Here is a 22,543-nt window from a genome sequence, read left to right as displayed (position 1 = left end):
GCGAGTACACAAGGTCTTTGCAATGGGAGCGCTTGCCAGCGCCCTGTTGCTCAACGTCACGGGCTGCGGGGGCGGCGGGGACGCGGCTCCCGGCCTCACCGGCGGCACGCCTTCCACGCCCAGCACACCGGGCACACCGGCGGGCCCGACGACGGTCAGCGTGCCCGTCACGGTGGTCGACGGCCCGATCGCCAACGCGATCGTCTGCCTGGACAAGAACCTGAACGGCGCCTGCGACAGCAGTGAGCCTTCCGGCAAGACCAATGCCAGCGGCAACGTCAGCCTGCAGGTGGACCCCGCCGATGCGGGCAAATACCCGATCGTGGCGGTGGTCGGCACCGATGCGGTCGACCAGGTCAATGGCCCGGTCACGACGCCCTTCACGCTCAAGGCGCCAGCCGACAAGACCGCCGTCGTCAGCCCGCTCACGACGCTGGTGCAGTCCATGGTGGAAACCACCGGCAGCACCAGCACGGACGCCGAGACCGCGCTGAAGACGCAGATCGGCGTGAACGTCTCGCTCTTCGACGACTTCACCAAGAGCACCACCACCGACAGCCAGCTGGCGTCGACCGTAGCCCGCATGGTGGTCGTGGCCACGCAGCAGCAGGCGACCACGCTCGCCGGCGCCGTCGGCACGACGGCCATCGATGGCAGCCTCATCACCCAGACGGCACTGAACACGGCGATCCAGCAGAAGATGGTGGAGATCCTGCCCGCGCTGGTGGCCGCCGTGACCGATTCGACCGTGCAGGCGGCGACGAGCCCCTCGGCGACGACCACCGCGATGACCACCCTGGCCACTTCGCTGCTGGGCACCTCGGGCATCACCACCAGCACCGTCACGACGGTCGTCGCGATCAACAACCAGGCGACGTCGGGCTCGACGACCTCCAGCACGCCGGCCTCGAGCGCCAGCCTGCGCTCGCTGACATTCAACAGCGCGACCGACTGGATCGTGCGCATCTTCACGCAGACGGCGGCACAGAACACGCCCGATTCGTCGGGCAACCTGCGCTACGTGGACCGCCGCGCCAGGACCGTGGACGGCAACGCCGCCAACTACCAGAAGTGGAACACCGGCTCGCTGCCCAACCGGCAGTCGGACCTGCACTGGAACGGCTCCGCCTGGGTGAACTGCGGCTTCAACGGCGAGAACGTTTCCTCGGTGCCTGATGCGCAGGGCAACTCCACCTACGATTACTGCGACAAGTTGGAGACCGGCCGCAGCAACCGCGCCGCCTTCGACGTTTCGGGCAAGTCGATGATCGACGTGTACAACCAGGCCACCACCGCCGGCTACGCCAACCTGTTCATCGCGAATGCGAGCACCGTGCTGGGCAGCGCCACGTTCCCGGCCAACTCGAAGCTGATCTACCAGACGTCCACGCCGCTGACCAACGCGGTGGCGTACTACCCGGGTATCGGCAACACGGACGTGTCGGTCACCGCCCTCGTTGCGGCCGGCGACTCCACGGCTTGCGCGTCGATCACGCCCAGCACGCCTCTGGCCAGCTACACCACGCCCACCACCACGCTGGAACAGCTGATCGCCGTCAATGGCGGAACGCCCTGCGTCTACGGCGCGAACAGCATGACGGTCTACTCGGCACCGGGCACCCAGATCTCGGTGAACAGCGGCACTCCCAACGAATGGTGGGGCAACTCGGTGGTGGAACTCGGCGTCGTGGGCACGGCGCCCGTCGGTAACGGCGCGACCGGCCCGTACCAGACGTCTTACTACACGACCAACACGTCGATCGGGGTGTCCTTCGCCGCCAACAACGCCGTCAAGTACTACAGCTGCCGCCAGCGCTCCACCGACGGCTCGACGCGCAACTGCACCCCGATCGGCACCGGCACCTACACCATCGCCTCCCTGGGTGACACGCGCACCTTGAGCTTCACGTCGCTGCCCGCGCAGCTCGCGGCCCAGCCCTGGGAGCGCGTGTTCGTCGAACGTGGCGGCCGGGTGTACTACGGCTACAAGAACAAGCCCACGGTCGCCAACCAGGCCCGCCTGAACCGGCCGGCGATGGATGCCCTGCTGGCGAAGCTGGGCGTTCTCAGCCAGGACCCCGACGTGCCGCTGGCGCTCACGCAGTCTTCCTACGCGGGCAACTGGTCGGTGTCCGACACCTCCGACATCATCTCCAGCGGGACGACGATCGCCATCAACGCCCGGGGCCTGATCACCTGCCGGGACAACGCGACCAACACGACCTTCGCCTGCACGGTGACGCTGAATCCGGCGACCGGCGCGTTCACGTACGCCGACGTCGACGGCACCGCGACCGGCACGCTCAACTTCCTCACCGGCGCGGCCAGCGGAACGTTCACGCCGGCCGCCGGCGGAGCTGCGGTCGCCATCGCCGGGATGCGCCGCTGACCTGGCGCCCACGCGCAACCGATGAAAAGGATGGCCCGCAAGGGCCATCTTTTTTTTTCGGGCCTCAACCGAACGGTCGGTAGTACGGGCAAGTACCGGCAGCTTGCGCCGCCACAATGCGCGGTCCTTTTTCTGGGAGAAGGCCGTGTTCCGAACCTTGCTGAAATCCAAGATCCACCGCGTGACGGTGACCCAGTGCGAACTGCACTACGAAGGCTCGTGCGCCATCGACGAGGACCTGCTCGATGCCGCGGGCATCGCCGAGAACGAGCAGGTCCACATCTGGAACATCGACAACGGCGAGCGCTTCGTCACCTACGCGATCAAGGGACAGCGCGGCACCGGCATGATCTCGGTGAACGGCTCCGCCGCGCGGCGCGCCGCCGTGGGTGATCTCATCATCATCGCCGCCTTCGCGCAGGTGCACGAAGACCAGGTGGGGAAATTCAAGCCGAAGCTGGTGTTCGTCGATGAGGCGAACCGCGAGATCGACGCACGCAATTTCGTGCCGGTGCAGCAGCTCTCGTCATGAACGCGCGCAAGCCGGTCACGCTGCAGCGCCTGCGTGCCATGCATGCGGAGGGCGAGCCGATCACGATGCTCACGGCCTACGACGCGACCTTCGCGCGCGTGCTCGACGAGGCCGGGGTCGATTGCATCCTGGTCGGCGACTCGCTCGGCATGGTGCTGCAGGGCCACGCCAGCACGGTGCCCGTCACGCTCGAGGAAATGGTTTATCACGTGCGCTGCGTCGCGCGCGGCAACCGCACGGCCTGGATCATCGGCGATCTGCCTTTCGCGAGCTACCAGGAGTCCAGGGAGCAGGCGCTGCGCAGTTCGGCGGCGCTGATGCAGGCGGGCGCCCACATGGTCAAGCTCGAAGGCGGCGGCTGGACGGCCGACACCGTGCGCTTCCTCGCCGAACGCGGCATCCCGGTGTGCGGGCACCTGGGCCTCACGCCGCAGTCGGTGCACGCACTGGGCGGCTGGCGCGTGCAGGGGCGCGGCGACGAAGCGGCGGCGGTGTTGAAGGAACACGCGCGGGCGCTGGCCGATGCGGGCGCCGCGATGCTGGTGCTCGAGCTGATGCCCTCCGCGCCGGCGGCCTCGATCACGAAGGAATTGCCGGTCCCCGTGATCGGGATCGGCGCCGGGCCCGGCTGCAGCGGCCAGGTGCTGGTGCTGCACGACGCACTCGGCCTCGTCGAGAAGCCCGCCCGTTTCGTGCGCGACTTCATGCAGGACGCAGGCAGCATTCCCCAGGCCGTCCGCCGCTTCGTCGAAGCGGTGAAGGACCGGACCTTTCCCGACCCCGCACTCCACACGTATTGAGTCATGCGCATCGTCCACACCCTGCCCGAACTTCGCGAGGCCCTCGCGCCGCACCGTGCCCCCGCGTTCGTGCCCACGATGGGCAACCTGCACGAGGGCCACATCGCCCTGGTGACGAAGGCGAAGCCGCTGGGCGACGTCACGGTCGCCAGCATCTTCGTCAACCGCCTGCAGTTTCTGCCGCACGAGGACTTCGACCAGTACCCGCGCACGCTCCAGTCCGACGCGGCGAAGCTCGAGGCGGCGGGCTGCGACCTGCTGTTCGCACCGGGCGAAGCGGATCTCTATCCCGAGCCGCAGGCGTACAAGGTGCAGCCCGATCCGGCGCTGGCCGACATCCTGGAAGGCCAGTTCCGCCCGGGCTTCTTCACCGGCGTCTGCACGGTCGTGATGAAGCTCTTCCAGTGCGTGCAGCCGCGCGTCGCCGTCTTCGGCAAGAAGGACTACCAGCAGCTGATGGTGATCCGCCGCATGGTCCGGCAGTTCGCGATGCCTATCGAGATCGTGGCGGGCGAGACGACGCGCGCCGACGACGGGCTCGCGCTGTCGTCACGCAACGGCTATCTCACGCGGGAGGAACGCGAGGAAGCCGTGGCGCTGTCGCGCGCCCTGAAGCGCATGGGCGAAGAAGTGCGCGCGGGCACGCCGATCGCGGACGTCGAGCATCACGCCATGCAGTCGCTGGCCGCGCGCGGCTGGTCGCCCGACTACATGGTGGTGCGCCGGCGCGCCGACCTGCAGCCGCCCGCGCCGCGCGATGCGCTCGTCGCCCTGGGTGCCGCCCGGCTCGGAGCGACGCGGCTGATCGACAACCTGGAGTTCTGAAACGGCTTCAATCTTGCGGACCCGGGCGTGACTCATTCAGCCACTCGCGCAGGTGCCGCCTGATCTCCGGATCGGACAGGCCGGTGCTCGGGTCGCACATCAACACCGAGCCGGGAAACCCGGGACCGAACCGGGTGGGGTCGTCATCGATCACCAACCAGGGCAGATTCGGGCACTCGTGCACGAACGAAAGGACCGCCGGCGACTTCTCGCCGGGACCTACCTTTCCGATGAGCCGCGGTCCCAGGGGCCCGAGGAGCTCGCGCATGTCCTCGACCGTGTGCGCGTCGATCCACGAGGAGTGGATCACCAGGCCGACATCGAGGTGGGACGCCAGTTCGTCGGCGAGTTGGGGGACCCAGCAGAACGGCAGTACCTCTCCCGCCTCGCCCCCCGCAGGATGAAGAACGCCATCAAAGTCGAGGAAGAGAAGCCTGGTGAAACCGCTTTCGTCCACTTCTTCGCTCCGAAAAGAAAAGGGCTGGCCCTTGCGGACCAGCCCCTTCGATATCCTCTGGCGGAGTGGACGGGACTCGAACCCGCGACCCCCGGCGTGACAGGCCGGTATTCTAACCGACTGAACTACCACTCCGCGTCGGTGCAACTTTTCGCTCTTGCGAGCCAAGTGCTGCAAAACTTGGCGACCCTACGGGGATTCGAACCCCGGTACTCACCGTGAAAGGGTGATGTCCTAGGCCTCTAGACGATAGGGTCAAAACCTGGACGAGATTGTTACTTCTCTGCTCGACTTCCTTGGTGGAGGTAAGCGGGATCGAACCGCTGACCTCTTGCATGCCATGCAAGCGCTCTCCCAGCTGAGCTATACCCCCTCTCGGGTGTCGAGCCCGTGATTATAGCCAGAAAAATTCAGGCGCTTGCCGCGCGCAGGCGATCGATCACCAGATCGCGCTCGCACAGCGCCAGCACGGCGTCCAGCGACGGGGTCTGCGCCGTGCCCATGACGAGCACCCGCACCGGCATCGCGAGCTGCGGCATCTTCAGGCCGGTCGCCCGCAGCACCTCCTTGATCGCCTGCGAGATGTCGTCCTTGGTCCAGGGGCAATCGACCAGCATGCGCGCGAGCATGTCGAGCGCGGGCTTGACCGCATCGGTCACGTGCCTGGCGCGTTCCTGGGCATCGGGCTGGACCGGCTGATAGAACTTCTGCGCCCAGTCGGCCAGCGCCACGGTCGTGTCGCAGCGGTCCTTGAACAGGCCGCAGATGCCCGCGAGGCGCGCGTCGGGCTTCACGCCGCGCCTTTTCAGCTGCTGCTCGACGAAGACCGCGAGCTGCGCATCGCTCGTCATCTTCATGTGCTGCGCGTTCACCCAGCGCAGCTTCGCCTCGTCGAACTGCGCCGCGCTCTTGCCCAGGTGGTCCAGGTTGAACCACTGCAGGAACTGCGTGCGCGTGAAGATCTCGTCGTCGCCGTGCGACCAGCCCAGGCGCGCGAGGTAGTTCACCATCGCGTCGGCCAGGTAGCCTTCGTCGCGGTACCACGTCACCGGCCGGGCACCGTGGCGCTTGCTCATCTTCTCGCCCTGCTCGTTCAGCACCGTCGGCAGGTGCGCGTACACCGGCGGCTCCTGGCCGAGCGCGCGGAAGATGTTGATCTGCCGCGGCGTGTTGTTCACGTGGTCGTCGCCGCGGATCACGTGCGTGATCTGCATGTCGATGTCATCCACCACCACGCAGAAGTTGTACGTCGGCGTGCCGTCCGGCCGCGCAATCACCAGGTCGTCGAGCTCCTCGTTGCTGATCTCGATGCGGCCCTTCACCTTGTCGTCCCAGGCCACCGAGCCCGAGGTCGGGTTCCTGAAACGCAGCACCGGCTGCACGCCTTCAGGGATCGCGGGCAAGGTCTTGCCGGGTTCGGGCCGCCAGGTGCCGTCGTAGCGCGGCTTCTCCCTGGCGGCCATCTGCCGCTCGCGCAAGGCATCGAGTTCCTCGACGCTCATGTAGCACGGGTACACCAGGCCCTGCTCGCGCATCTGCGCGAGGACCGCCTTGTAGCGGTCCATCCGCTGCATCTGGTAGTACGGGCCCTCGTCGTGGTCGAGCCCGAGCCACGCCATGCTCTCGAGGATCACGTCCACGGCCGCCTGCGTCGAACGTTCGAGATCGGTGTCCTCGATGCGCAGGATGAACTGGCCTCCCGTGGAGCGCGCGAAGGCCCACGGGTACAGCGCCGAGCGGATATTGCCGAGGTGGATGAAGCCCGTGGGGGACGGGGCGAAGCGGGTGCGGGTGGTCATGTGCCGCGTATTTTCGCAGGCGGCGGAGGGAGAAGCCGCTCATCCGCCTGCGGCGCTTGTCCCCACGAATATGATGGTCATCATATTGGCGTATTCTTCCGGCCCATGGCGACCCTGGACATCCCCGCCTCCACCGCGCGCAAGCAAGCGACGCACGAGCGCATCGTCGACACGGCGGCGCGCGTGCTGCGCGAAACCGGCTTCGCAGGCGTGGGCGTTGCCGACATCATGAAGCGCGCGGGCCTGACGCACGGCGGCTTCTACGCCCATTTCGAGTCGCGCGACGCGTTGCTGGCCGAGGCGCTGCAGCGCGCCGGCGAGGACAGCGGTGCGCGCATGCGCCAGGCGATCGAGTCCGCGCACGTGAAGGGCTGGAGCCCCTTGCGCGCGCTGGTGGAGAGCTATCTCGGCGAGTCGCACCTGAAGGCGCCCGACACCGGCTGCCCGGTGGCGGCGCTGTCGTCGGAAATGCCGCGGCAGGCCGACGCGGTCCGTGAGCAGGCCAGCGCGCGCGTGCGTGGACTGGTCGCCGGCGTCGAGTCCGTGCTGCCCGCGGGCAGCGCGAAGGAAGACGCGGCCATCATCGCGTCGCAGCTGGTCGGCGCCCTGCAGATCGCACGGGCGCAGGGCGACACCGCCGCCGGCCGCCGGCACCTCGCCCAGTCGCGGCGCTTCCTCCTCGAGCAGTTCGATACCCCCCGGCGGCGCGGCCGCTGAGCTCTTCCGGTCACCGCCTCGCCGCTTGTTCACCGACCCGAAATATGACGTTCATCATATCCCCAAGGAGCCCCGAATGAAGATTGCCAACGCCACCCTCCTCGTGACCGGCGCGAACCGCGGCATCGGCCTCGCGTTCGCGCGCGAAGCCCTGGCCCGCGGCGCCCGCCGCGTCTATGCGGCCGCGCGCGACCCCGCGAGCGTGAAGCTCGCCGGTGTCGTGCCTGTCCAGCTCGACGTCACCGATCCCGTACAGGTCGCGCGCGCCGCCCGCGAATGCGCGGACGTGGACGTCCTGATCAATAACGCGGGCGTGGCGGAACTGGGCGGGTTCCTGCAGGACACCACACTCGAAGCCACGCGCCGCCAGTTCGAGGTGAACTTCTTCGGGATGCAGCGCATGGCGCAGGCCTTCGCGCCCGTGCTCGCCGCGCGGGGCGGCGGCGCGATGCTGAACGTGCTGTCGATCGCGAGCTGGATCAACCGGCCCCTGCTGGGCAGCTACGGTGCGACGAAGTCCGCGGCCTGGGCGCTCACCAACGGCCTGCGCCACGAGCTGCGCGCGCAAGGCACGCAGGTCACCGCGCTGCACATGGGTTTCGTCGACACCGACCTGACGCGCGGGATCGACATGCCCAAGGCCACGCCCGAGGCCATCGTGCGCATCGCACTCGACGGCCTCGAAGCGGGCCTGGACGAGGTGCTGGCCGACGACGGCACGCGCGGCGTGAAGCAGTCCTTGTCGACGCCGGCGCCGGCCTACCTGGCGGCGGCATGAGCGCCACCGCCGCCGCTGCGCCGATGGCTGCGCCGATCGCGCAGCTGTCACCCGCCACGCAGCGCATGCTGCAGGGGCCGGTGCTGCCCACCTTGCTGCGGCTCGCGACGCCCAACGTGCTGGGCCTGTTCGCGAACACGATCGTGATCGGCTTCGACGGCTACATCGTGGGCCGGCTCGGATCCGATGCGCTGGCGGGCGTGGCGCTGGTGCTGCCGCTCGCCATGCTGATGCTGCAGATGTCGGCGGGCGCGCTGGGCGGCAGCACGACGGCGGCCGTCGCGCGTGCGCTCGGCGCGGGCGATGCGCGCCACGCGACGCGGCTGGCGCAGCACGCCGTGCTGCTGGGGCTTGGCGCTTCCCTGGTGTTCACGCTGTTCGCGTCGGGCCCTGCGCTCTATGCCTCGATGGGCGCGCGCGGCGGCGTGCTCGCGCAGGCGACTTCCTATGCCGCCGTGATGTTCGCCGGCGCATCCGCGATCTGGTCGGTCAACGTGCTCACCGGCATCGTGCGCGGCACCGGCGGCATGGTCGCGGCGGCACTGGCATTGGCAGGAACCACCACGATGCACCTGCTCCTGTGCCCGCTGCTGGTGTTCGGCGCCGGGCCCGTGCCCGCCCTGGGCGTCGCCGGCGCGGCCACCAGCACCGTGACCTGCAACGCCATCACGTCCGTCGCGCTGCTCGCCTGGCTGTCGCGCCGCGCAGCACCCGTGCGCCTGGTCGGCCCGTCGTGGCAGGTGCACCCTGCGGCGTTTCGCAGCCTGCTCGGCGTGGCGCTGCCTTCGGCGCTCGGCACTGTCCTGAGCAACGGCTCCATCCTGGTCGCGACCGCGTATGTGGGGGCGTTCGGCAGCGTGGCGGTTGCCGCCTACGGCATCGCCGCGCGGCTCGAATACATCCTGGTGCCCATCGCCTTCGGCATCGGCGGTGCGCTGACGGCGATGGTCGCAGCGAACCTCGGTGCCCACCAGGCCAGGCGCGCCAAGCAGGTGACCTGGGCGGGAGCAGGCCTCGTCTGGCTGGTGACCGGGACCATCGGCGTGACCGCGGCCGTGCAGCCCTCGGTCTGGATGGACCTGTTCACAACCGATGCCGGGGTGCGAGCCGCGGGCGCCACCTACCTGCGCATCGTCGCCGGAGCCTATGGCTTCTTCGGGCTGGGACTCGCGCTCTTCTTCGCATCGCAAGGCGCGGGGCGCATGCGCTGGCCGCTGCTGGCCAGCACGTCCCGGCTGCTCGTCGTCGCCGTGGGCGGCTGGGTGGCGCTCCACGTGGCGCACGCGGGTTCTGGGGCGCTCTTCGCGGTCATTGCGTTCAGCCTGGTCGTGTTCGGCGCGACGGTTTCCGCAGCGACGCACCTCTCCAGCTGGGAAACCAGGAAAGTGCGCGGCTAGCCGGTCACTCCTTTTCGATGCCCGCCGCCGTAATGATCCTGCGCCACTTCTCCGATTCGGCCAGCTGGAACTTGTGCAGTTCCTCGGGCGTGCTCGTGAGCGTCTCGAAGCCGTTCTGCGCGTAGAAGTTGGCGACGCTGGCGCTCCTGTTCGCCTTCACGAGGATGGCGTTGAGCTTCTCGACGACCGGCGCGGGCGTGCCGGCCGGCACGTAGGCCGCGAACCAGAAGCTCATCTCGTAACCCTTCACGCCGGCTTCGCTGATGGTCGGCAGCTCCGGCGCAAGTGCGACCCGCTGGGTCGTCGACACGCCGAGCGCCTTCACCTTGCCGGCCTTGACCTGCGGCAGGCCCGTCGCCATGTCGGTGATCATCATGTCGATCTGGCCGCCGATCAGGTCGGTCACCGCCGGCGGATTGCTGCGGTAGGGGATGCTGACGATGTAGGTGCCCGTCATCTGCTTGAACAACTCGCCGGCGACACGGCTGGACGAGCTGCCCCACCCGAACGTGAGCTTGCCGGGCTTGGACTTGGCGAGCTTCACCAGATCGGCCACACTGTTCACCGGCAGCGCGTTGTTCACGACCAGGATCTGGCCGCCCTTGGACAGCAGCGTGACGGGCTCGAAGTCCTTCACCGGGTCGTAGGGCAGCTTCTTGAACAGGTGCTCGTTGGCGGCATGCGTCGTGTTCGTCGTGATGAAGACGGTGTAGCCGTCCTTCGGCGCCCGCGCGGCCATCTGCGCCCCGATGAAGGCATTGGCCCCCGGCTTGTTGTCCACGACCACCGGCTGCTTCGTCTCCGCCGTGACCGCCTGCCCCAGCGCGCGCGCCAGCTGGTCGGTGGCGCTGCCGGCCGCGAAGGGCACGATGAAGGTGACGGGCTTGTCGGGATAGTCCGCAAAGGCGAGCAGCGGCACCGTGGCAATCAGCGCGGCGAGGGCATGGCGTCGGATCATGGTGATGTCTCCAGTGTGATGGTTATAGAGAGCAGCAGGCCGGACAGGGCCTTGCCGTGGCTGTCGAGATTGAGCGAGCCGTTGACGCCGCCGTCCAGCGCGTCGTCGATCACGAAATTCATCGCGTGCAGTTTGGGCAACAGGTAGCGCTTCACCGCCGTGGGCCGCCGGTAGGCGAACAGTTGCGCGACGCGTTCCTCGGTGACCTGGTCCACCAGCAGCGGCCAGTGCTTCGGGTCGTACGCGATGAGGCTGATGGACGAGCGATTGCCCTTGTCGCCGGTACGCGCGTGCGCGAGAGAATGCAGCAGCGCCGTGGTCATCGCGCGAAGCTCCAGCGCGGCGCCAGCCATTCGCGCGGGACGTAGCAGGAGTCGCTCGCCAGCCGCGACGTCACGTGCGTGCGCACGCCGCCGCCGCCGGCAGGCCCGCAGGTGTAGAGCGCGAGCACTTCGCGCGTCACGGCCTCGGCTTCTTCCCTGCTGGCCGACGCCGCGGCGATGCGCAGGCGGACGTCGTCGCGCGGGCAGACCTCGTGATCGGACCACCAGCGACCGGCGTCGTCGGCGAAGACGCTCGTCACGCCGATCAGGTCGGCCCGCACCGGACGGCCGATCCGCTGTCGCACGATGTCGGCCGCGAGTCGCGCGCGCGCGGCCGCGTTCGGCCCGGCGTACGAGATCTCGCCTTCCGCCAGCCACCCGCCTTCGTGGCAGAGCGTGGCCTTGAGCGTCGGCGGCCGGGGATGTCCGCGCACGCCCGTCACGCGGATGCGATCGGGACCATCGTCATGCAGCTCGGCTTCGCCGATGTCGGCGACGACGTCGGGCGTCAAGTACGCGGCCGGGTCGTGGATCTCGTAGAGCAATTGCTCGGTGACCGTGCGGCGGTCGACGCAGCCGCCCGTGCCCGCCGCCTTCGTGACGACGAAGCTGCCGTCGGCGTGCATCTCGACGATGGGGAACCCGGCGTTCGCGACATCGGGCACGTCCTTCACGCCCGGGTCGGCGAAGTAGCCGCCCGTCACCTGGGCCCCGCATTCGAGCAGGTGGCCGGCCATGGTGCCGCAGGCGAGGCGGTCCCAGTCGTCCAGCGCCCAGCCGAAGTGGGCCAGCATCGGCCCGAGCGCGAGCGCCGGGTCGGCGACGCGCCCGGTGACGACCACCTGCGCACCCGCGCGCAGCGCCTGCGCGATCTCGTTCGCGCCCAGGTAGGCATTGGCGCTCACGAGTTCACGCCCGCCCGAGAGCTCGCGCACGCGCGCCTCGGGCAACGCGGCGAGCAGGTCGTCGCCTTCGATCACGGCGATCTTCAGGGGCGGCAGCCCGAGCGACGCGGCCAGCTGCTGGATCCGCCGCGCCGCACCCGCCGGGTTCGCCGCACCGAAGTTGCCGACGATCGGGATGTTGCCGTCCACGCAATCGCGCAGCACCGGCGCGACGAAGCGCTCGAGCGAAGGCTCCCAGCCCGAATCCGGATCGCGGCGGCGCTGCAACTGCGCCAGCGCGAGCGTGCGCTCGGCGAGCGTCTCGAACATCAGCACGGCCGGGCCGCCGGCCGCCCGCAGCGTCTTCACGACCGGCACGGCCGCGTCCCACCGGTCGCCGGAGAAGCCGGCGCCGCAGCCGATGCGCAGGAGGGAAGCTGTCATGGACGCCAAAGTTACCGCGGCCCCGGCGATCCGTAAAATGGGAAGATCGGATCGTTTCATCCATGGTGTCGATCAATCTTTCGTCCCGCGACCTCGAAGCCTTCCTGGCGCTGGCGCACACGCAGCACTTCACCCGTGCGGCCGAACGCTGCCATCTCTCGCAAAGCGCCTTCAGCCAGAAGATCGCGCGGATCGAGCAAGTGGCCGGCGTGGCGCTGTTCGAGCGGTCCACGCGCCACGTCGCGCTCACGCCGGAGGGCGAGGTGTTCGCCGACGAGGTACGGCGGATCCAGCAGGACCTGCAGCACGCGCTGGGCCACGTGCACGAGCTCGCGACGCGCAAGGTGGGCAAGGTCGCCGTCGCGGCGCTGCCCTCGGTGGCCGCCGTGTGGATGCCGCAGGTGATCGCGCGCTACCGTGCGGCGCACCCGAACATCCGCATCGAACTGTTCGACGCGCTCGCCGGCGGCGGGCTGGCCCTGCTGCGCGAAGGCCGCGTCGACATCGCGATCACCGCGGGCGGCGACCTGCGCGAATTCGACGTCGCCGAGCTCAAGAGCGAGCGGTTCTACGTCGTGTGCCCCGGCTCGCATCCGTTCGCCGCGAAGCGCGGCATCGCCCTTTCGCAACTGCGGGGCGAGGAGATCGTCCACCTGGCCCTCGGCAGCAGCGTGCGCCAGCATCTCGAGGCGGCGGGCGTCGAAGCGCGCACGGGCGCACTGCAAGTGGAGCACCTGGCGACCGTCGCCGCACTCGTGTCCGAAGGGCTGGGCATCAGCGTCGTGCCGGAGCTGACGCTTTTCCATTTCGAGCGCGCAGGCCTGGCCTGCGTGCCGGTGCGCGACGCGCGGCTGCGCCGTCCGATCCTGCTCGCGCGCCGCAAGGGCAAGGCCTTGTCCGTGGCGGCGCGAGCGATGGTCGAGGAGATCAGCCGCGCAGTGGCAGGTCGATGAACGAAGCGTGCTCGCCGCCGAGCGAGAACTTCAGAAGCGGGGGCCTGCCCGGCGTCACCTGCGCGAAATGGTCGGCGTCGGCGCCGGCGATCGCCAGCCGCAGGCGGCTGCCGGCTTTCAATGTCCAGGAGACGGGCAGCAGCGCGAAACGCACGGTCTCGGGCACGCCGGGCCGCATGTGCTTCGCGTGCTCGCGGCGAAACGTACGCCATGGCCAGGTCGCGCGGTAGCTCGCCGGCGGATCGGCTTCGGCGCGATGCAGCAGCCGCAGCAGCCCTTCGGTGATGTACCACGAGCGGCCGTCGGCATCGACCTCGGACAGGTACACGAACAATCCCGCGTCGTGTTCGGAGGTGGAGACGTGAAGCTGCACGGTCGCATGCCCGGTCAGCTCGGTGGGCTCGTCGAACGGGGCGGTGGCGAAGGTGAGCATGCCCTCCTCGCGTCCGCTCCAGTCCTTGTAGTAGTCGATCACTGCCAGCGCGCCGAGCCGCTCGAAGCGGCTGTTCGCGCCCGTTCCGGTCGTGAAGCTGGCCTGGTACGACGCCTCGGAAGATTCGCTCGATGCCACTGCCGAAAGACGTCCTTGCGCGGCCAGGTGCAGGCGCGTGCTTGCGGCATGCGGCGGCCAGGTCGGCGCGGCCTGCCACTTCTCGTCGCGCACGGTGTGGAAGTGCACCGGAGCTTCGTCGCGCAGGCCCGTGTCCATTCCCGCGAGATGCTCGTCGAAGAAGCGCAGCACTTCCGCTAGCACGGGGAACTGCGGCTGCGATGGGCCGTCGCGCCACGGCGAGCCATTGGTCCGCGCGCCGTGATCCCAGGGGCCCAGCAGCAAGCGGTTGTCCGCGCCCGGGTTGCTCAGTAAACGCGCGATCGATCCGTTCGCGAACGCGCTGCCGTCGTACCAGCCGGACACCGAATAGATGTTCACCGGGCCGGGCACCTGGCCCAGGTACCAGTAGGGGCTGAACGCCCCGCTGTGCAGCTGCGGATCGTGCGATGCCGCTTCCTCGCGGAACGCGAACTCGGGCGCAAGGTCCCGCATCTTGAAGCTGTCGCGATGACCTTCGATCGCCGCGGCAACGAGCGCCCCGTCGGCGTCCTCGTCCACCGGCTGCGGACCCGCGTAGCGCTTGTCGTTGAAATATGGATACGGCGCCAGCTGCTCGCGCTGGTCCAGGTCCAGCGCCTGCACGAGCGCGTCGTAGTTCTCCGTGACGGTCGTGCACTTGATGCCACCCGGGAACACGTGATCGGCGTAGGTGTCTTGCACGGCGAACAGCGGCGCGATCGCCTTCACCGCCGGATGGCCGGTGCTCGCGAGAAAGCACGCGGCCGCGCCGAGATAGGAGATGCCGGTCGACCCGATGACGCCGCTCGACCAGGGCTGCGCCACGATCCAGTCGGCGATCTCCCGATGATCCTCGCGCTCGCGCGGCGAGCGGAAGCAGTCGCGCGTGCCGAAGCTCGCGCCGCATCCGCGCACGTCCACGGTGACGAGCGCGTAGCCGCGTGGCACGAAGAAATCGCGGTAGATCGCGATGTTCGGCGCCGGCTCGGCGCCCGGCGCGGTCACCTTGAAGCGGCGGTAGTACGGCGTGAGCACGGCGATGGCGGGCACGCGCCGCGGCCTGGCGGCTCCTTCGGGCAGGTACACGTCCACCGCGAGGCGCACGCCGTCGCGCATCGTCACGTAGCAGGAGGCGGGCGCGCCGATCGCGAAGGTGGCGGGGCGCCGCTCGAGGTAGCGGGAGGGAGGAACGCGCCACGCGGCGCCGGCATCGTCTCTGTCAGACATTCGTTTGCATACTCACAATCGGCGTAAACTGCATCGCGGCATTGTGCCAGCCGTGCCCTCCACCTCCAGGAACATCGCCATGCAAAGCAGTACACGCCGCAACGTCCTCGGCTGCCTCGCCAGCCTCGCGCTCGCATCGCCCGGCAGCATCGCGCTGGCCGCGGGCGACGACTACCCATCGCGCCCGATCAAGCTCGTCATCCCGCAGTCGCCGGGCTCCGGCGCCGACGTGGTGGGACGCATGCTCGCGGATTTCATGGCGAAGGACCTGAAGCAATCCGTCGTCGTCGAGAACCGCGCGGGCGCCAACGGCATCATCGCCATGCAGATGGTGCGGCGTGAGCCCGCGGACGGCTACACCGTGCTGCTCACCAGCGTGTCGCTGGTGGCCTTCAACCAGTTCCTGTACAGGAACGTGCCGTACGACCCGTTCAGGGATTTCACGCTGGTCGCGCCGGTGTCGGATGCCGGCTTCGTGTTCGTGGCAAGCAACGCCAGTGGCATCAAGAGCTGGGACGACTTCGTGAAGAAGGCGAAGGCACAGCCCGGCACGCTGACCTTCGCGAGCGCGGGCCTGGGCAACTCCACGCACCTCTACACCGAGATGATCGCGCTGCGCTCGGGCCTGAAGCTGCGCCACATCCCGTACAAGAGCTCGGGTCCCGCGCTGTTGGCGGTGATGTCGGGCGAAGCGGACGTCATGACGGTGACCAGCGCCACGGGTGTGCCGCAGATCAAGGCCGGCAAGGTCGTGGGCCTCGCGCAGTCGGGCGACGAGCGCTCGCCGCAACTGGCCGAACTGCCGCTGCTCAAGGAGCTCACGCCCGATGTCCCCGCGTTGCCGGGCTGGTATGCGCTCGTCGCGCCGGCGAAGCTCGACCCGAAGATCACCCAGAAACTCGCCGGTTCCGTGAACCGCTTCCTCGCGGACCCGACGACGAAGAAGATGCTGATCGACCAGTTCCTCTTCCCCATCCCGGGCACGCCGGCCGACATCCAGAAGCGCGCCGAGAGCGAAGCCAGGACCTGGGGCGGACTGATCCGCGAGCTGAAGATCCAGGTCGACTGAACGCGAGGCGCAGCGCGCTCAGAGCGTATCCAGCCCGCGCGCGAGGTCGGCCTTCACATCGCCGACATGCTCCAGGCCCACCGCCACGCGGATCAGGCCCTGCCCGATGCCGGCGGCCTGGCGCTGCTCCTCGGTGAGGCGGCCATGCGACGTGGTCGCCGGATGCGTGACGATGGTCTTCACGTCGCCCAGGTTCGTCGCGATGCTCAGCACCCGCGTGCTGTCGATCACGTGGAAGGCGTTCTTGCGCCGCTCCTGCGGATTCGATCCGATCACGTCGAACGACACGACGGCCGCGCCGCTGCCCGATTGCTGCTTCATCGCGAGCTCGTGCTGGTCGTGCGACTGCAGTCCCGGGTAATACACGCGCGCGACGGACGGGTGCTCCTCCAGCCATTCGGCGAGGGCCAGTGCATTGGCGCTTTGCGCCTGCATGCGGATGCCCAGCGTCTCCAGCCCCTTGAGCACGACCCAGGCGTTGAACGGCGACAGCGTCATGCCCGCCGTGCGCACGATCGGCGCGAGGGCGTCCACGATGATCTTCGACGGCCCGCACACCGCGCCGGCCATCACGCGGCCCTGGCCGTCGAGGTACTTGGTTCCCGAATGCACGATCAGGTCGGCGCCGAACTCGATCGGGCGCTGCAACGCCGGCGAGCAGAAGCAGTTGTCCACGACCAGCAGCGCGCCCGCGTTGTGCGCGAGGTCGGCCAGCGCCTGGATGTCGCACACATCGGTGAGCGGGTTGGTCGGTGTTTCGGCGAACAGCAGCCTGGTGGCCGGCTTGACCGCGCGCTTCCATTCCTGCACGTCCGTCTGCGACACGAACGTGGTCTCCACGCCGAACTTCGCGAACTCCTTGCCGAACAGGTTGAGCGTGGAGCCGAACACCGAGCGCGAGCACACCACGTGGTCGCCCGACTTGAGCAGCCCCAGGCAGAGCATCAGGATCGCGCCCATGCCGGTGGCGGCGCCGATCGCCGCCTCCGTGCCTTCCAGCGCGGCGAGGCGCTGCTCGAAGCTCGTCACCGTCGGGTTCGACGTGCGGCCGTAGGTGTAGCCCTCCTGCGGGTTGGCGAAACGATGCGCCATCGTCGCGGAGTCGGGCTGGATGAAGCCGCTGGTGAGGTACAGCGCCTCGGAATTCTCGCCGTACTGGCTCGGCTCGATCGCCGCGCGCACCGCCAGCGTGTCGCGATGCAGGCCGGGCGGCAGTTCCTTCTTCTTCATGCGTCTTCAGCGTTGGGCAAAGCGAGCCGCGAGGTGTCCTCGTCCAGCGGGTCTTCCTGGCCTATGCGCGCCTCGTTGATCTTCTCGATGTCGTCGGGATTGATGTCGCCCGTGACGTACACGCCGTCGAAGCAGGACGCGTCGAAACCATCCAGCTTCGGGTTGAGCGAACCGATCGCGCGCTTCATGCCTTCCACGTCCTGGTAGATCAGCGCGTCGGCGCCGATGATCTCGCGCACTTCTTCCACGGTGCGGCCGTGGGCGACCAGCTCGGTCGAGGTCGGCATGTCGATGCCGTAGACATTGGGAAAGCGCACCGGCGGCGCGGCGCTGGCGAGGTAGACCTTGCGCGCGCCGGCGTCGCGCGCCATCTGCACGATCTCGCGGCTGGTGGTGCCGCGCACGATGGAGTCGTCCACCAGCAGCACGTTGCGGCCCTTGAATTCGCTCGCGATCACGTTGAGCTTCTGGCGCACGGACTTCTTGCGCACGCCCTGCCCCGGCATGATGAAGGTGCGGCCCACGTAGCGGTTCTTCACGAAGCCTTCCCGGTACGGGATACCCAGCAGCTGCGCGAGCTGGGTGGCGCTCGGGCGGCTCGATTCGGGGATCGGGATGACCACGTCGATCTCGTTGGGCGGCACCGTGGAGACCACGCGCTTGGCGAGCGTTTCGCCCAGGTTCAGGCGCGCCTGGTAGACCGAGATGCCGTCCAGCACCGAGTCGGGCCGCGCGAGGTACACGTATTCGAAGATGCAGGGGTAGAGCTTCGGGTTCTCCGCGCACTGCTTCGCATGCACCTTGCCCTGCAGGTCGATGAAGATCGCCTCGCCCGACTGCACGTGGCGCTCGAAGACGTGGCCCGTGCCTTCGAGCGCCACCGTCTCGCTCGCCACCATCGCGGTGCCGTCGGCGCCGCGGCCCAGCGACAGCGGCCGGATGCCGTACGGGTCGCGGAAGGCCAACACGCCGTGGCCGGCGATCAGCGCGATCACCGCATAGGAGCCGCGCACGCGCTTGTGCACGGCGCTCACGGCCTTGAAGACGTCGTCCGGCTGCAGCTTGACGCCGCGCGTGGTCTTTTCGAGCTCGTGCGCGAACACGTTGAGCAGCACTTCCGAATCGCTCTCGGTGTTGATGTGGCGGTGGTCTGTGGTGAACAGCTCCGCCTTCAGCGCCTGCGCGTTGGTCAGGTTGCCGTTGTGCACGAGCACGATGCCGAAGGGCGCATTGACGTAGAACGGCTGCGCCTCTTCCTCGCTGTAGGCGTTGCCCGCCGTCGGGTAGCGCACCTGGCCCAGGCCCACGCTGCCCGGCAGGGCGCGCATGTTGCGCGTGCGAAAGACGTCGCGCACCATGCCCTTGGCCTTGTGCATGAAGAACTTGCGTTCGAGCTGCGTGACGATGCCCGCCGCGTCCTGGCCGCGGTGCTGCAGGAGCAGCAGCGCGTCGTAAATGAGCTGGTTGACGGGCGCTTGACTGACGACGCCGACGATCCCACACATGGTCTGTTTCCTATCCCGGTAGGTACTGCCCGAACCGCTCGGGCAATACCGGCTTCAATTGCTTCACGGCCGCGGTCGACATGGCCGCGCCCCTCGATTCCATCCACCACCCGGCCTGGCGCATGGGTGTCATGTTGACCACAATCGCGATCGCCATCAACAGCACCACGCCGCGCAACAGCCCGAATCCCGCACCCAGCATGCGGTCCGCGGGCCTGAGGCCCGCCGCCTCGATCAGCTTCTTCACCAGCCAGGACAACAAGCCGCCCGCGAACACCACGGCGATGAACACCAGCAGGAACGCCGCCGCGTACCTCACCGCCTGGGGCGATTGGGCCATCGGCAACCAGCCCGCCACGTCGGGCGCGAACAGCTGGGCCAGCAGGAAGGCGGCGACCCAGCTCACGACCGACAACAGCTCGTACATCAGTCCCCGCCACGCTCCCAGCAGGAACGAGGCGGCCAGCACGCCCGAGAACACCCAGTCCAGCGCCGGCATGGCGCCTACAAGGTGAGGACGGCCGCCGGCAAATCCAGCCCCTTCACCTTTTCGGCGGCGTGCTGCGCGTCCGCCTTGCTGGCGAACGGGCCCACCCGCACGCGGATGCGCTTGCCTTCCCTGGTCTCCACGACTTGCGTGTATGTCTTCATCCCGGCGTGTTCCAGCCTGGCACGCGCCTCGCGCGCCTTGGCGACGTCCGCGAACGCGCCGACCTGCACGACGAAGCGGCCTTCGGCGATCACCGGCGTGGTGGCGAGGGGCTTGCCCTCGAGCGCCTGCGCCTTCGGTTCCGCCTTCGGCTCGGGCTTGGCTTCGGCCTTTTCTTCGACCTTGGGCGGCGGGGCCTCCGCCTTCGCGACGCCGGCCGAGGCGGGCGCGCTGGCCGGTGCGGGCGCCGGCACGGGCGGCGCCGCTTGCGTGACCGCCGGGGCCGGGGCGGGCGCAGCGGCTGGCAGCGGCTTGACCTTGTTGCGGTCGGGAATCTCGATGGGGACGTCGACGGAGATCGGGCGCGGCTGCGTGTCGAACAGCAGCGGGAAGCCGATGACGCCGATCAGGACCAGCACGGATGCACCGATGAGGCGGTGCTTCGCGCGGCGCCGCATGGCCTCGATGCTTTCGGGCTGCCTGGCGGTGGCTGCGGGCTCGTCGCCACCCTTGCGCGATTTGAAGAAGGCCATGAAACGTGCCTGAAGGGCTACACGTGTTTGGCTTGCAAACGGGGCACGCCGTCCTTCAGCACGCCCCCGACCGTGTAGAACGATCCGAAGACGACGATTCTATCAGTGGGGTTCGCTGCGGCCATCGCGGCGCGGAAGGCGTCCATCGGGTCGGCATGGGTGCTGGCCTGCACGTCGCGGCGGGTTTCGATCGCCTGCCACTTCGCGCGCAGGTTGGCCGCGGTTTCGGCACGCGCCAGGGGCAGATCGGTGAAATACCAGCGGTCCACGATCGGCGCGACCTTCGCCAGCATCGGGCCCAGGTCCTTGTCGGCCATCGCGCCGAACACGGCGTGGGTCGTGGGATAGAAACCCATGGCATCGAGGTTGGCCGCGAGCGCGGCGACCGAATGCGGGTTGTGGGCCACGTCGAACACCAGCGCGGGCTGGCCCGGCACGATCTGGAAGCGCCCGGGCAGTTCGACCATCGCCAGGCCGTTGCGCACGGCCTGCGCCGTGACCGGCAGCTTCGTGCGCAGCGATTCGAGCGCCGCGAGCACGCCCGAGGCGTTGACCAGCTGGTTCGCCCCGCGCAGCGCCGGATAACCCAGGCCCGCGTAGCGCCGCCCCCTGCCCGCCCAGGCCCACTGCTGCTTGTCGCCGGAGAAATTGAAGTCGCGCCCGAACAGCCACAGGTCCGCGCCGATTTCCTTCGCGTGGTCGATGACGCTTTGCGGCGGCATGGGGTCGCTCACCACGGCCGGCCGGCCCGTACGCATGATCCCCGCCTTCTCGCGGCCGATGCTCTCGCGGTCGGGTCCCAGGAATTCGACATGGTCGATGTCGATGCTGGTGATCACCGCGCAGTCGGCATCGACGATGTTCACCGCATCGAGCCGCCCGCCCAGGCCCACTTCGAGGATCGCGACATCGGGCGACGAGGCGGCCATCAGGCTCATGATCGCCAGCGTCGTGAATTCGAAGTACGTGAGCGGGGTGGCCTGCCGGGCCTGCTCCACCCGCTCGAAGTGCGGCACGAGCTCGCCGGCCTTCACGATCTCGCCGCGGATGCGGCAGCGCTCCTCGAAATGCACCAGGTGCGGCGAGGTGTAGACGCCCGTGCGGTAACCCGATTGCGAGAGGATCGCCTCCAGCATCGCGCAGGTGGACCCTTTGCCGTTGGTTCCCGCCACCGTGATGACGGGACACGAGAACGCCAGGCCCATGCGCTGCGCCACCGCCTTCACGCGATCCAGCCCCAGGGCGATGGTCTTGGGATGCAGGCGCTCGCAGTGCGCGAGCCACTCGTCGAGCGTCTTCATCCCGCTATTGTCTAAGATGGCCCGATGACCCTCACCGTTTACGGCATCCCGAACTGCGACACCGTCAAGAAGGCCCGGGCCTGGCTCGCCGACCACGGCGTCGACCACGTGTTCCACGACTTCAGGAAGCAAGGGGTGCCGCAGGACCGGCTCGATCGCTGGATCCAGGAACTCGGCTGGGAAAAACTGGTCAACCGGCAGGGAACGACCTGGCGCAAGCTCGCGCCGGAATTGCAGGCCAGCGTGAACAATGCCTCATCCGCGCGGAAATTGATGCTGGAGAACGTCAGCGTGATCAAGCGCCCGGTCGTTGAATGGGGCACAAAAGCCACAGTCGGTTTCGACGCGGCCGAATGGGCGTTGCGCTCGCGCGGCGGTTAACCGTACTTTTACGGCCCCTTTACCGAGAAACGGGCGCCTGGCGCGGCAGTTTTGCCTAAAATTTGAGCATGAAGAACGTGAAGGAGTCGACCATGAGGAAAGCCGTTCTGGTTTCAGCGATGGGATTGGTGGGCCTGGCGGGCTCCGGTGTGGCCAACGCGCAGGAAGTCGGCCGCGTGATCTCGAGCACGCCGGTCGTGCAGCAGGTGCCCGTGCAGCGCCAGGTCTGCAGCCAGCAGCCGGTGGCCGTGCAACCGCAGAGCTCGGGCGGCGGCGCCCTGATCGGTGCCGTGGTCGGCGGCCTGCTCGGCAATACCGTGGGGGGCGGCTTCGGCCGCGCGGCTGCCACCGGCGTGGGCGCGATCGCGGGTGCCGCGGTGGGCGACACCGTGGAGCGCCGCGGCGAATACCCGCAGACGGCGATGGCGCAGCAATGCGGCGTCCAGACCACGTACGAGAACCGCACGGTCGGCTACAACGTGCAGTACGAATACGCCGGCCGCACCTACAACGTGCAGATGCCGAACGACCCGGGCCCGACGGTGCGCCTGCAGGTCTCGCCCATGACGTCGGCGCAGCCCGGGGACGACGTGCAGGCGGCAGCGCCGGTCTATGCGCCGCAGACGCCGACGGTCGTGTACCCGGCGGCGGTCTATCCGGTCCAGCCGGTGTACTACGCCCCGCGGCCGTACTATTACCCGCCGGTCAGCCTCTCGCTGGGCTACGTGTGGAGCAGCGGCCATCACTGGCGCCACTGAGAGCCCCCGCACGCACGAAACGCCCGCCCGTCGCGGGCGTTTTCATTTGGGCGAGGGAGCGCA

22 protein-coding genes and 3 tRNA genes are annotated in these 22,543 nt (G+C 68.6%); 11 read left to right on the top strand and 14 right to left on the bottom strand.

Translation table 11 applies throughout. The features are described 5' to 3' along the window. Positions 1-22 precede the first annotated feature (22 nt). The 4 genes from AC3EF3_RS03825 to panC all read left to right on the top strand — a co-directional run bounded on the left by AC3EF3_RS03825 (position 23) and on the right by panC (position 4,546). Positions 23-2,389 (top strand): hypothetical protein, encoded by a 2,367-nt coding sequence (locus AC3EF3_RS03825; RefSeq protein ID WP_488530827.1) that lies wholly within the window; start codon positions 23-25, stop codon positions 2,387-2,389. A gap of 145 nt (positions 2,390-2,534) precedes the next feature. After that, positions 2,535-2,921, top strand: coding sequence for an aspartate 1-decarboxylase (gene panD, locus AC3EF3_RS03820; protein WP_488530826.1), 387 nt, complete (start codon positions 2,535-2,537; stop codon positions 2,919-2,921). Continuing rightward, positions 2,918-3,721, top strand: a complete 804-nt coding sequence (gene panB, locus AC3EF3_RS03815) for a 3-methyl-2-oxobutanoate hydroxymethyltransferase (protein ID WP_488530825.1) — start codon at positions 2,918-2,920, stop codon at positions 3,719-3,721. Before panD ends, panB begins: the two co-directional genes overlap by 4 nt. Positions 3,722-3,724: 3 nt before the next feature. Beyond that, positions 3,725-4,546, top strand: coding sequence for a pantoate--beta-alanine ligase (gene panC / locus AC3EF3_RS03810; protein ID WP_488530824.1), 822 nt, complete (start codon positions 3,725-3,727; stop codon positions 4,544-4,546). A 7-nt stretch (positions 4,547-4,553) separates the two neighbouring features. Here the strand turns inward: panC and AC3EF3_RS03805 are convergent, their stop codons facing one another. The 5 genes from AC3EF3_RS03805 to gltX form a co-directional block, all read right to left on the bottom strand. Further along, positions 4,554-5,003: an HAD domain-containing protein gene (locus AC3EF3_RS03805; protein WP_488530823.1), complete on the bottom strand. Its 450-nt coding sequence runs from the start codon at positions 5,001-5,003 to the stop codon at positions 4,554-4,556. Between the two features lie 58 nt (positions 5,004-5,061). After that, positions 5,062-5,138: transfer RNA gene (locus tag AC3EF3_RS03800), tRNA-Asp, on the bottom strand. A gap of 46 nt (positions 5,139-5,184) precedes the next feature. Continuing rightward, positions 5,185-5,260, bottom strand: a tRNA-Glu gene (locus AC3EF3_RS03795). Positions 5,261-5,300: 40 nt separating this feature from the next. Next, positions 5,301-5,376, bottom strand: a tRNA-Ala gene (locus AC3EF3_RS03790). Positions 5,377-5,413: 37 nt separating this feature from the next. Beyond that, entirely contained in the window at positions 5,414-6,802 is a 1,389-nt protein-coding gene (gene gltX, locus AC3EF3_RS03785) for a glutamate--tRNA ligase (protein ID WP_488530822.1), read from the bottom strand. A gap of 105 nt (positions 6,803-6,907) precedes the next feature. Here gltX and AC3EF3_RS03780 point away from each other — a divergent pair, with 105 nt between their 5' ends. From AC3EF3_RS03780 to AC3EF3_RS03770, 3 genes are all read left to right on the top strand, one after another. Beyond that, on the top strand, positions 6,908-7,519 hold the full coding sequence (locus AC3EF3_RS03780; RefSeq protein ID WP_488530821.1) for a TetR/AcrR family transcriptional regulator: 612 nt from the start codon (positions 6,908-6,910) through the stop codon (positions 7,517-7,519). A gap of 76 nt (positions 7,520-7,595) precedes the next feature. Further along, the gene (locus tag AC3EF3_RS03775; protein ID WP_488530820.1) at positions 7,596-8,297 is read left to right on the top strand and encodes an SDR family oxidoreductase; all 702 of its coding nucleotides are present in this window, start codon (positions 7,596-7,598) and stop codon (positions 8,295-8,297) included. Beyond that, positions 8,294-9,694 (top strand): MATE family efflux transporter, encoded by a 1,401-nt coding sequence (locus tag AC3EF3_RS03770; protein ID WP_488530819.1) that lies wholly within the window; start codon positions 8,294-8,296, stop codon positions 9,692-9,694. The genes AC3EF3_RS03775 and AC3EF3_RS03770 overlap by 4 nt, the downstream gene beginning before the upstream one ends. A 4-nt stretch (positions 9,695-9,698) precedes the next feature. Here AC3EF3_RS03770 and AC3EF3_RS03765 read toward each other — a convergent pair whose 3' ends face one another. The 3 genes from AC3EF3_RS03765 to AC3EF3_RS03755 are packed head-to-tail and all read right to left on the bottom strand — an operon-like array spanning position 9,699 to position 12,303. After that, positions 9,699-10,652 (bottom strand): Bug family tripartite tricarboxylate transporter substrate binding protein, encoded by a 954-nt coding sequence (locus AC3EF3_RS03765; RefSeq protein ID WP_488530818.1) that lies wholly within the window; start codon positions 10,650-10,652, stop codon positions 9,699-9,701. Beyond that, positions 10,649-10,975 (bottom strand): AtuA-related protein, encoded by a 327-nt coding sequence (locus AC3EF3_RS03760; RefSeq protein WP_488530817.1) that lies wholly within the window; start codon positions 10,973-10,975, stop codon positions 10,649-10,651. Before AC3EF3_RS03760 ends, AC3EF3_RS03765 begins: the two co-directional genes overlap by 4 nt. Further along, on the bottom strand, positions 10,972-12,303 hold the full coding sequence (locus AC3EF3_RS03755) for an acyclic terpene utilization AtuA family protein (RefSeq protein WP_488530816.1): 1,332 nt from the start codon (positions 12,301-12,303) through the stop codon (positions 10,972-10,974). Before AC3EF3_RS03755 ends, AC3EF3_RS03760 begins: the two co-directional genes overlap by 4 nt. A gap of 62 nt (positions 12,304-12,365) precedes the next feature. Between AC3EF3_RS03755 and AC3EF3_RS03750 the strand changes: the two genes are divergently transcribed. Further along, positions 12,366-13,256, top strand: a complete 891-nt coding sequence (locus tag AC3EF3_RS03750) for a LysR family transcriptional regulator (RefSeq protein ID WP_488530815.1) — start codon at positions 12,366-12,368, stop codon at positions 13,254-13,256. Here AC3EF3_RS03750 and AC3EF3_RS03745 read toward each other — a convergent pair. Continuing rightward, positions 13,231-15,054, bottom strand: a complete 1,824-nt coding sequence (locus AC3EF3_RS03745; RefSeq protein WP_488530814.1) for a CocE/NonD family hydrolase — start codon at positions 15,052-15,054, stop codon at positions 13,231-13,233. The two genes, AC3EF3_RS03750 and AC3EF3_RS03745, sit on opposite strands and share 26 nt — an antisense overlap. A 79-nt stretch (positions 15,055-15,133) precedes the next feature. Here AC3EF3_RS03745 and AC3EF3_RS03740 point away from each other — a divergent pair, with 79 nt between their 5' ends. Then, positions 15,134-16,123: a Bug family tripartite tricarboxylate transporter substrate binding protein gene (locus AC3EF3_RS03740; RefSeq protein ID WP_488530813.1), complete on the top strand. Its 990-nt coding sequence runs from the start codon at positions 15,134-15,136 to the stop codon at positions 16,121-16,123. An 18-nt stretch (positions 16,124-16,141) separates the two neighbouring features. Here AC3EF3_RS03740 and AC3EF3_RS03735 read toward each other — a convergent pair whose 3' ends face one another. The 5 genes from AC3EF3_RS03735 to folC are packed head-to-tail and all read right to left on the bottom strand — an operon-like array spanning position 16,142 to position 21,341. Beyond that, positions 16,142-17,353: an O-succinylhomoserine sulfhydrylase gene (locus AC3EF3_RS03735; protein WP_488530812.1), complete on the bottom strand. Its 1,212-nt coding sequence runs from the start codon at positions 17,351-17,353 to the stop codon at positions 16,142-16,144. Next, the gene (gene purF, locus AC3EF3_RS03730; RefSeq protein WP_488530811.1) at positions 17,350-18,858 is read right to left on the bottom strand and encodes an amidophosphoribosyltransferase; all 1,509 of its coding nucleotides are present in this window, start codon (positions 18,856-18,858) and stop codon (positions 17,350-17,352) included. Before purF ends, AC3EF3_RS03735 begins: the two co-directional genes overlap by 4 nt. 10 nt (positions 18,859-18,868) lie before the next feature. After that, positions 18,869-19,357: a CvpA family protein gene (locus tag AC3EF3_RS03725; protein ID WP_488530810.1), complete on the bottom strand. Its 489-nt coding sequence runs from the start codon at positions 19,355-19,357 to the stop codon at positions 18,869-18,871. A 5-nt stretch (positions 19,358-19,362) separates the two neighbouring features. Continuing rightward, positions 19,363-20,040 (bottom strand): SPOR domain-containing protein, encoded by a 678-nt coding sequence (locus AC3EF3_RS03720; RefSeq protein WP_488530809.1) that lies wholly within the window; start codon positions 20,038-20,040, stop codon positions 19,363-19,365. A 17-nt stretch (positions 20,041-20,057) separates the two neighbouring features. Continuing rightward, positions 20,058-21,341: a bifunctional tetrahydrofolate synthase/dihydrofolate synthase gene (gene folC / locus AC3EF3_RS03715; RefSeq protein WP_488530808.1), complete on the bottom strand. Its 1,284-nt coding sequence runs from the start codon at positions 21,339-21,341 to the stop codon at positions 20,058-20,060. A gap of 24 nt (positions 21,342-21,365) precedes the next feature. On the opposite strand from folC, the gene AC3EF3_RS03710 reads away from it, so the two are divergent. Both AC3EF3_RS03710 and AC3EF3_RS03705 read left to right on the top strand, forming a co-directional pair. Beyond that, positions 21,366-21,722 (top strand): ArsC family reductase, encoded by a 357-nt coding sequence (locus tag AC3EF3_RS03710; RefSeq protein ID WP_488530807.1) that lies wholly within the window; start codon positions 21,366-21,368, stop codon positions 21,720-21,722. A gap of 92 nt (positions 21,723-21,814) precedes the next feature. After that, positions 21,815-22,480, top strand: coding sequence for a glycine zipper 2TM domain-containing protein (locus AC3EF3_RS03705; protein ID WP_488530806.1), 666 nt, complete (start codon positions 21,815-21,817; stop codon positions 22,478-22,480). Positions 22,481-22,543: the final 63 nt, after the last annotated feature.

It is taken from the genome of Ramlibacter sp. GS1-15, from assembly GCF_057785015.1.
The sequence above is the reverse complement of the archived record's forward strand: the minus strand, read 5'-3'. Positions and strand labels throughout refer to the sequence as shown.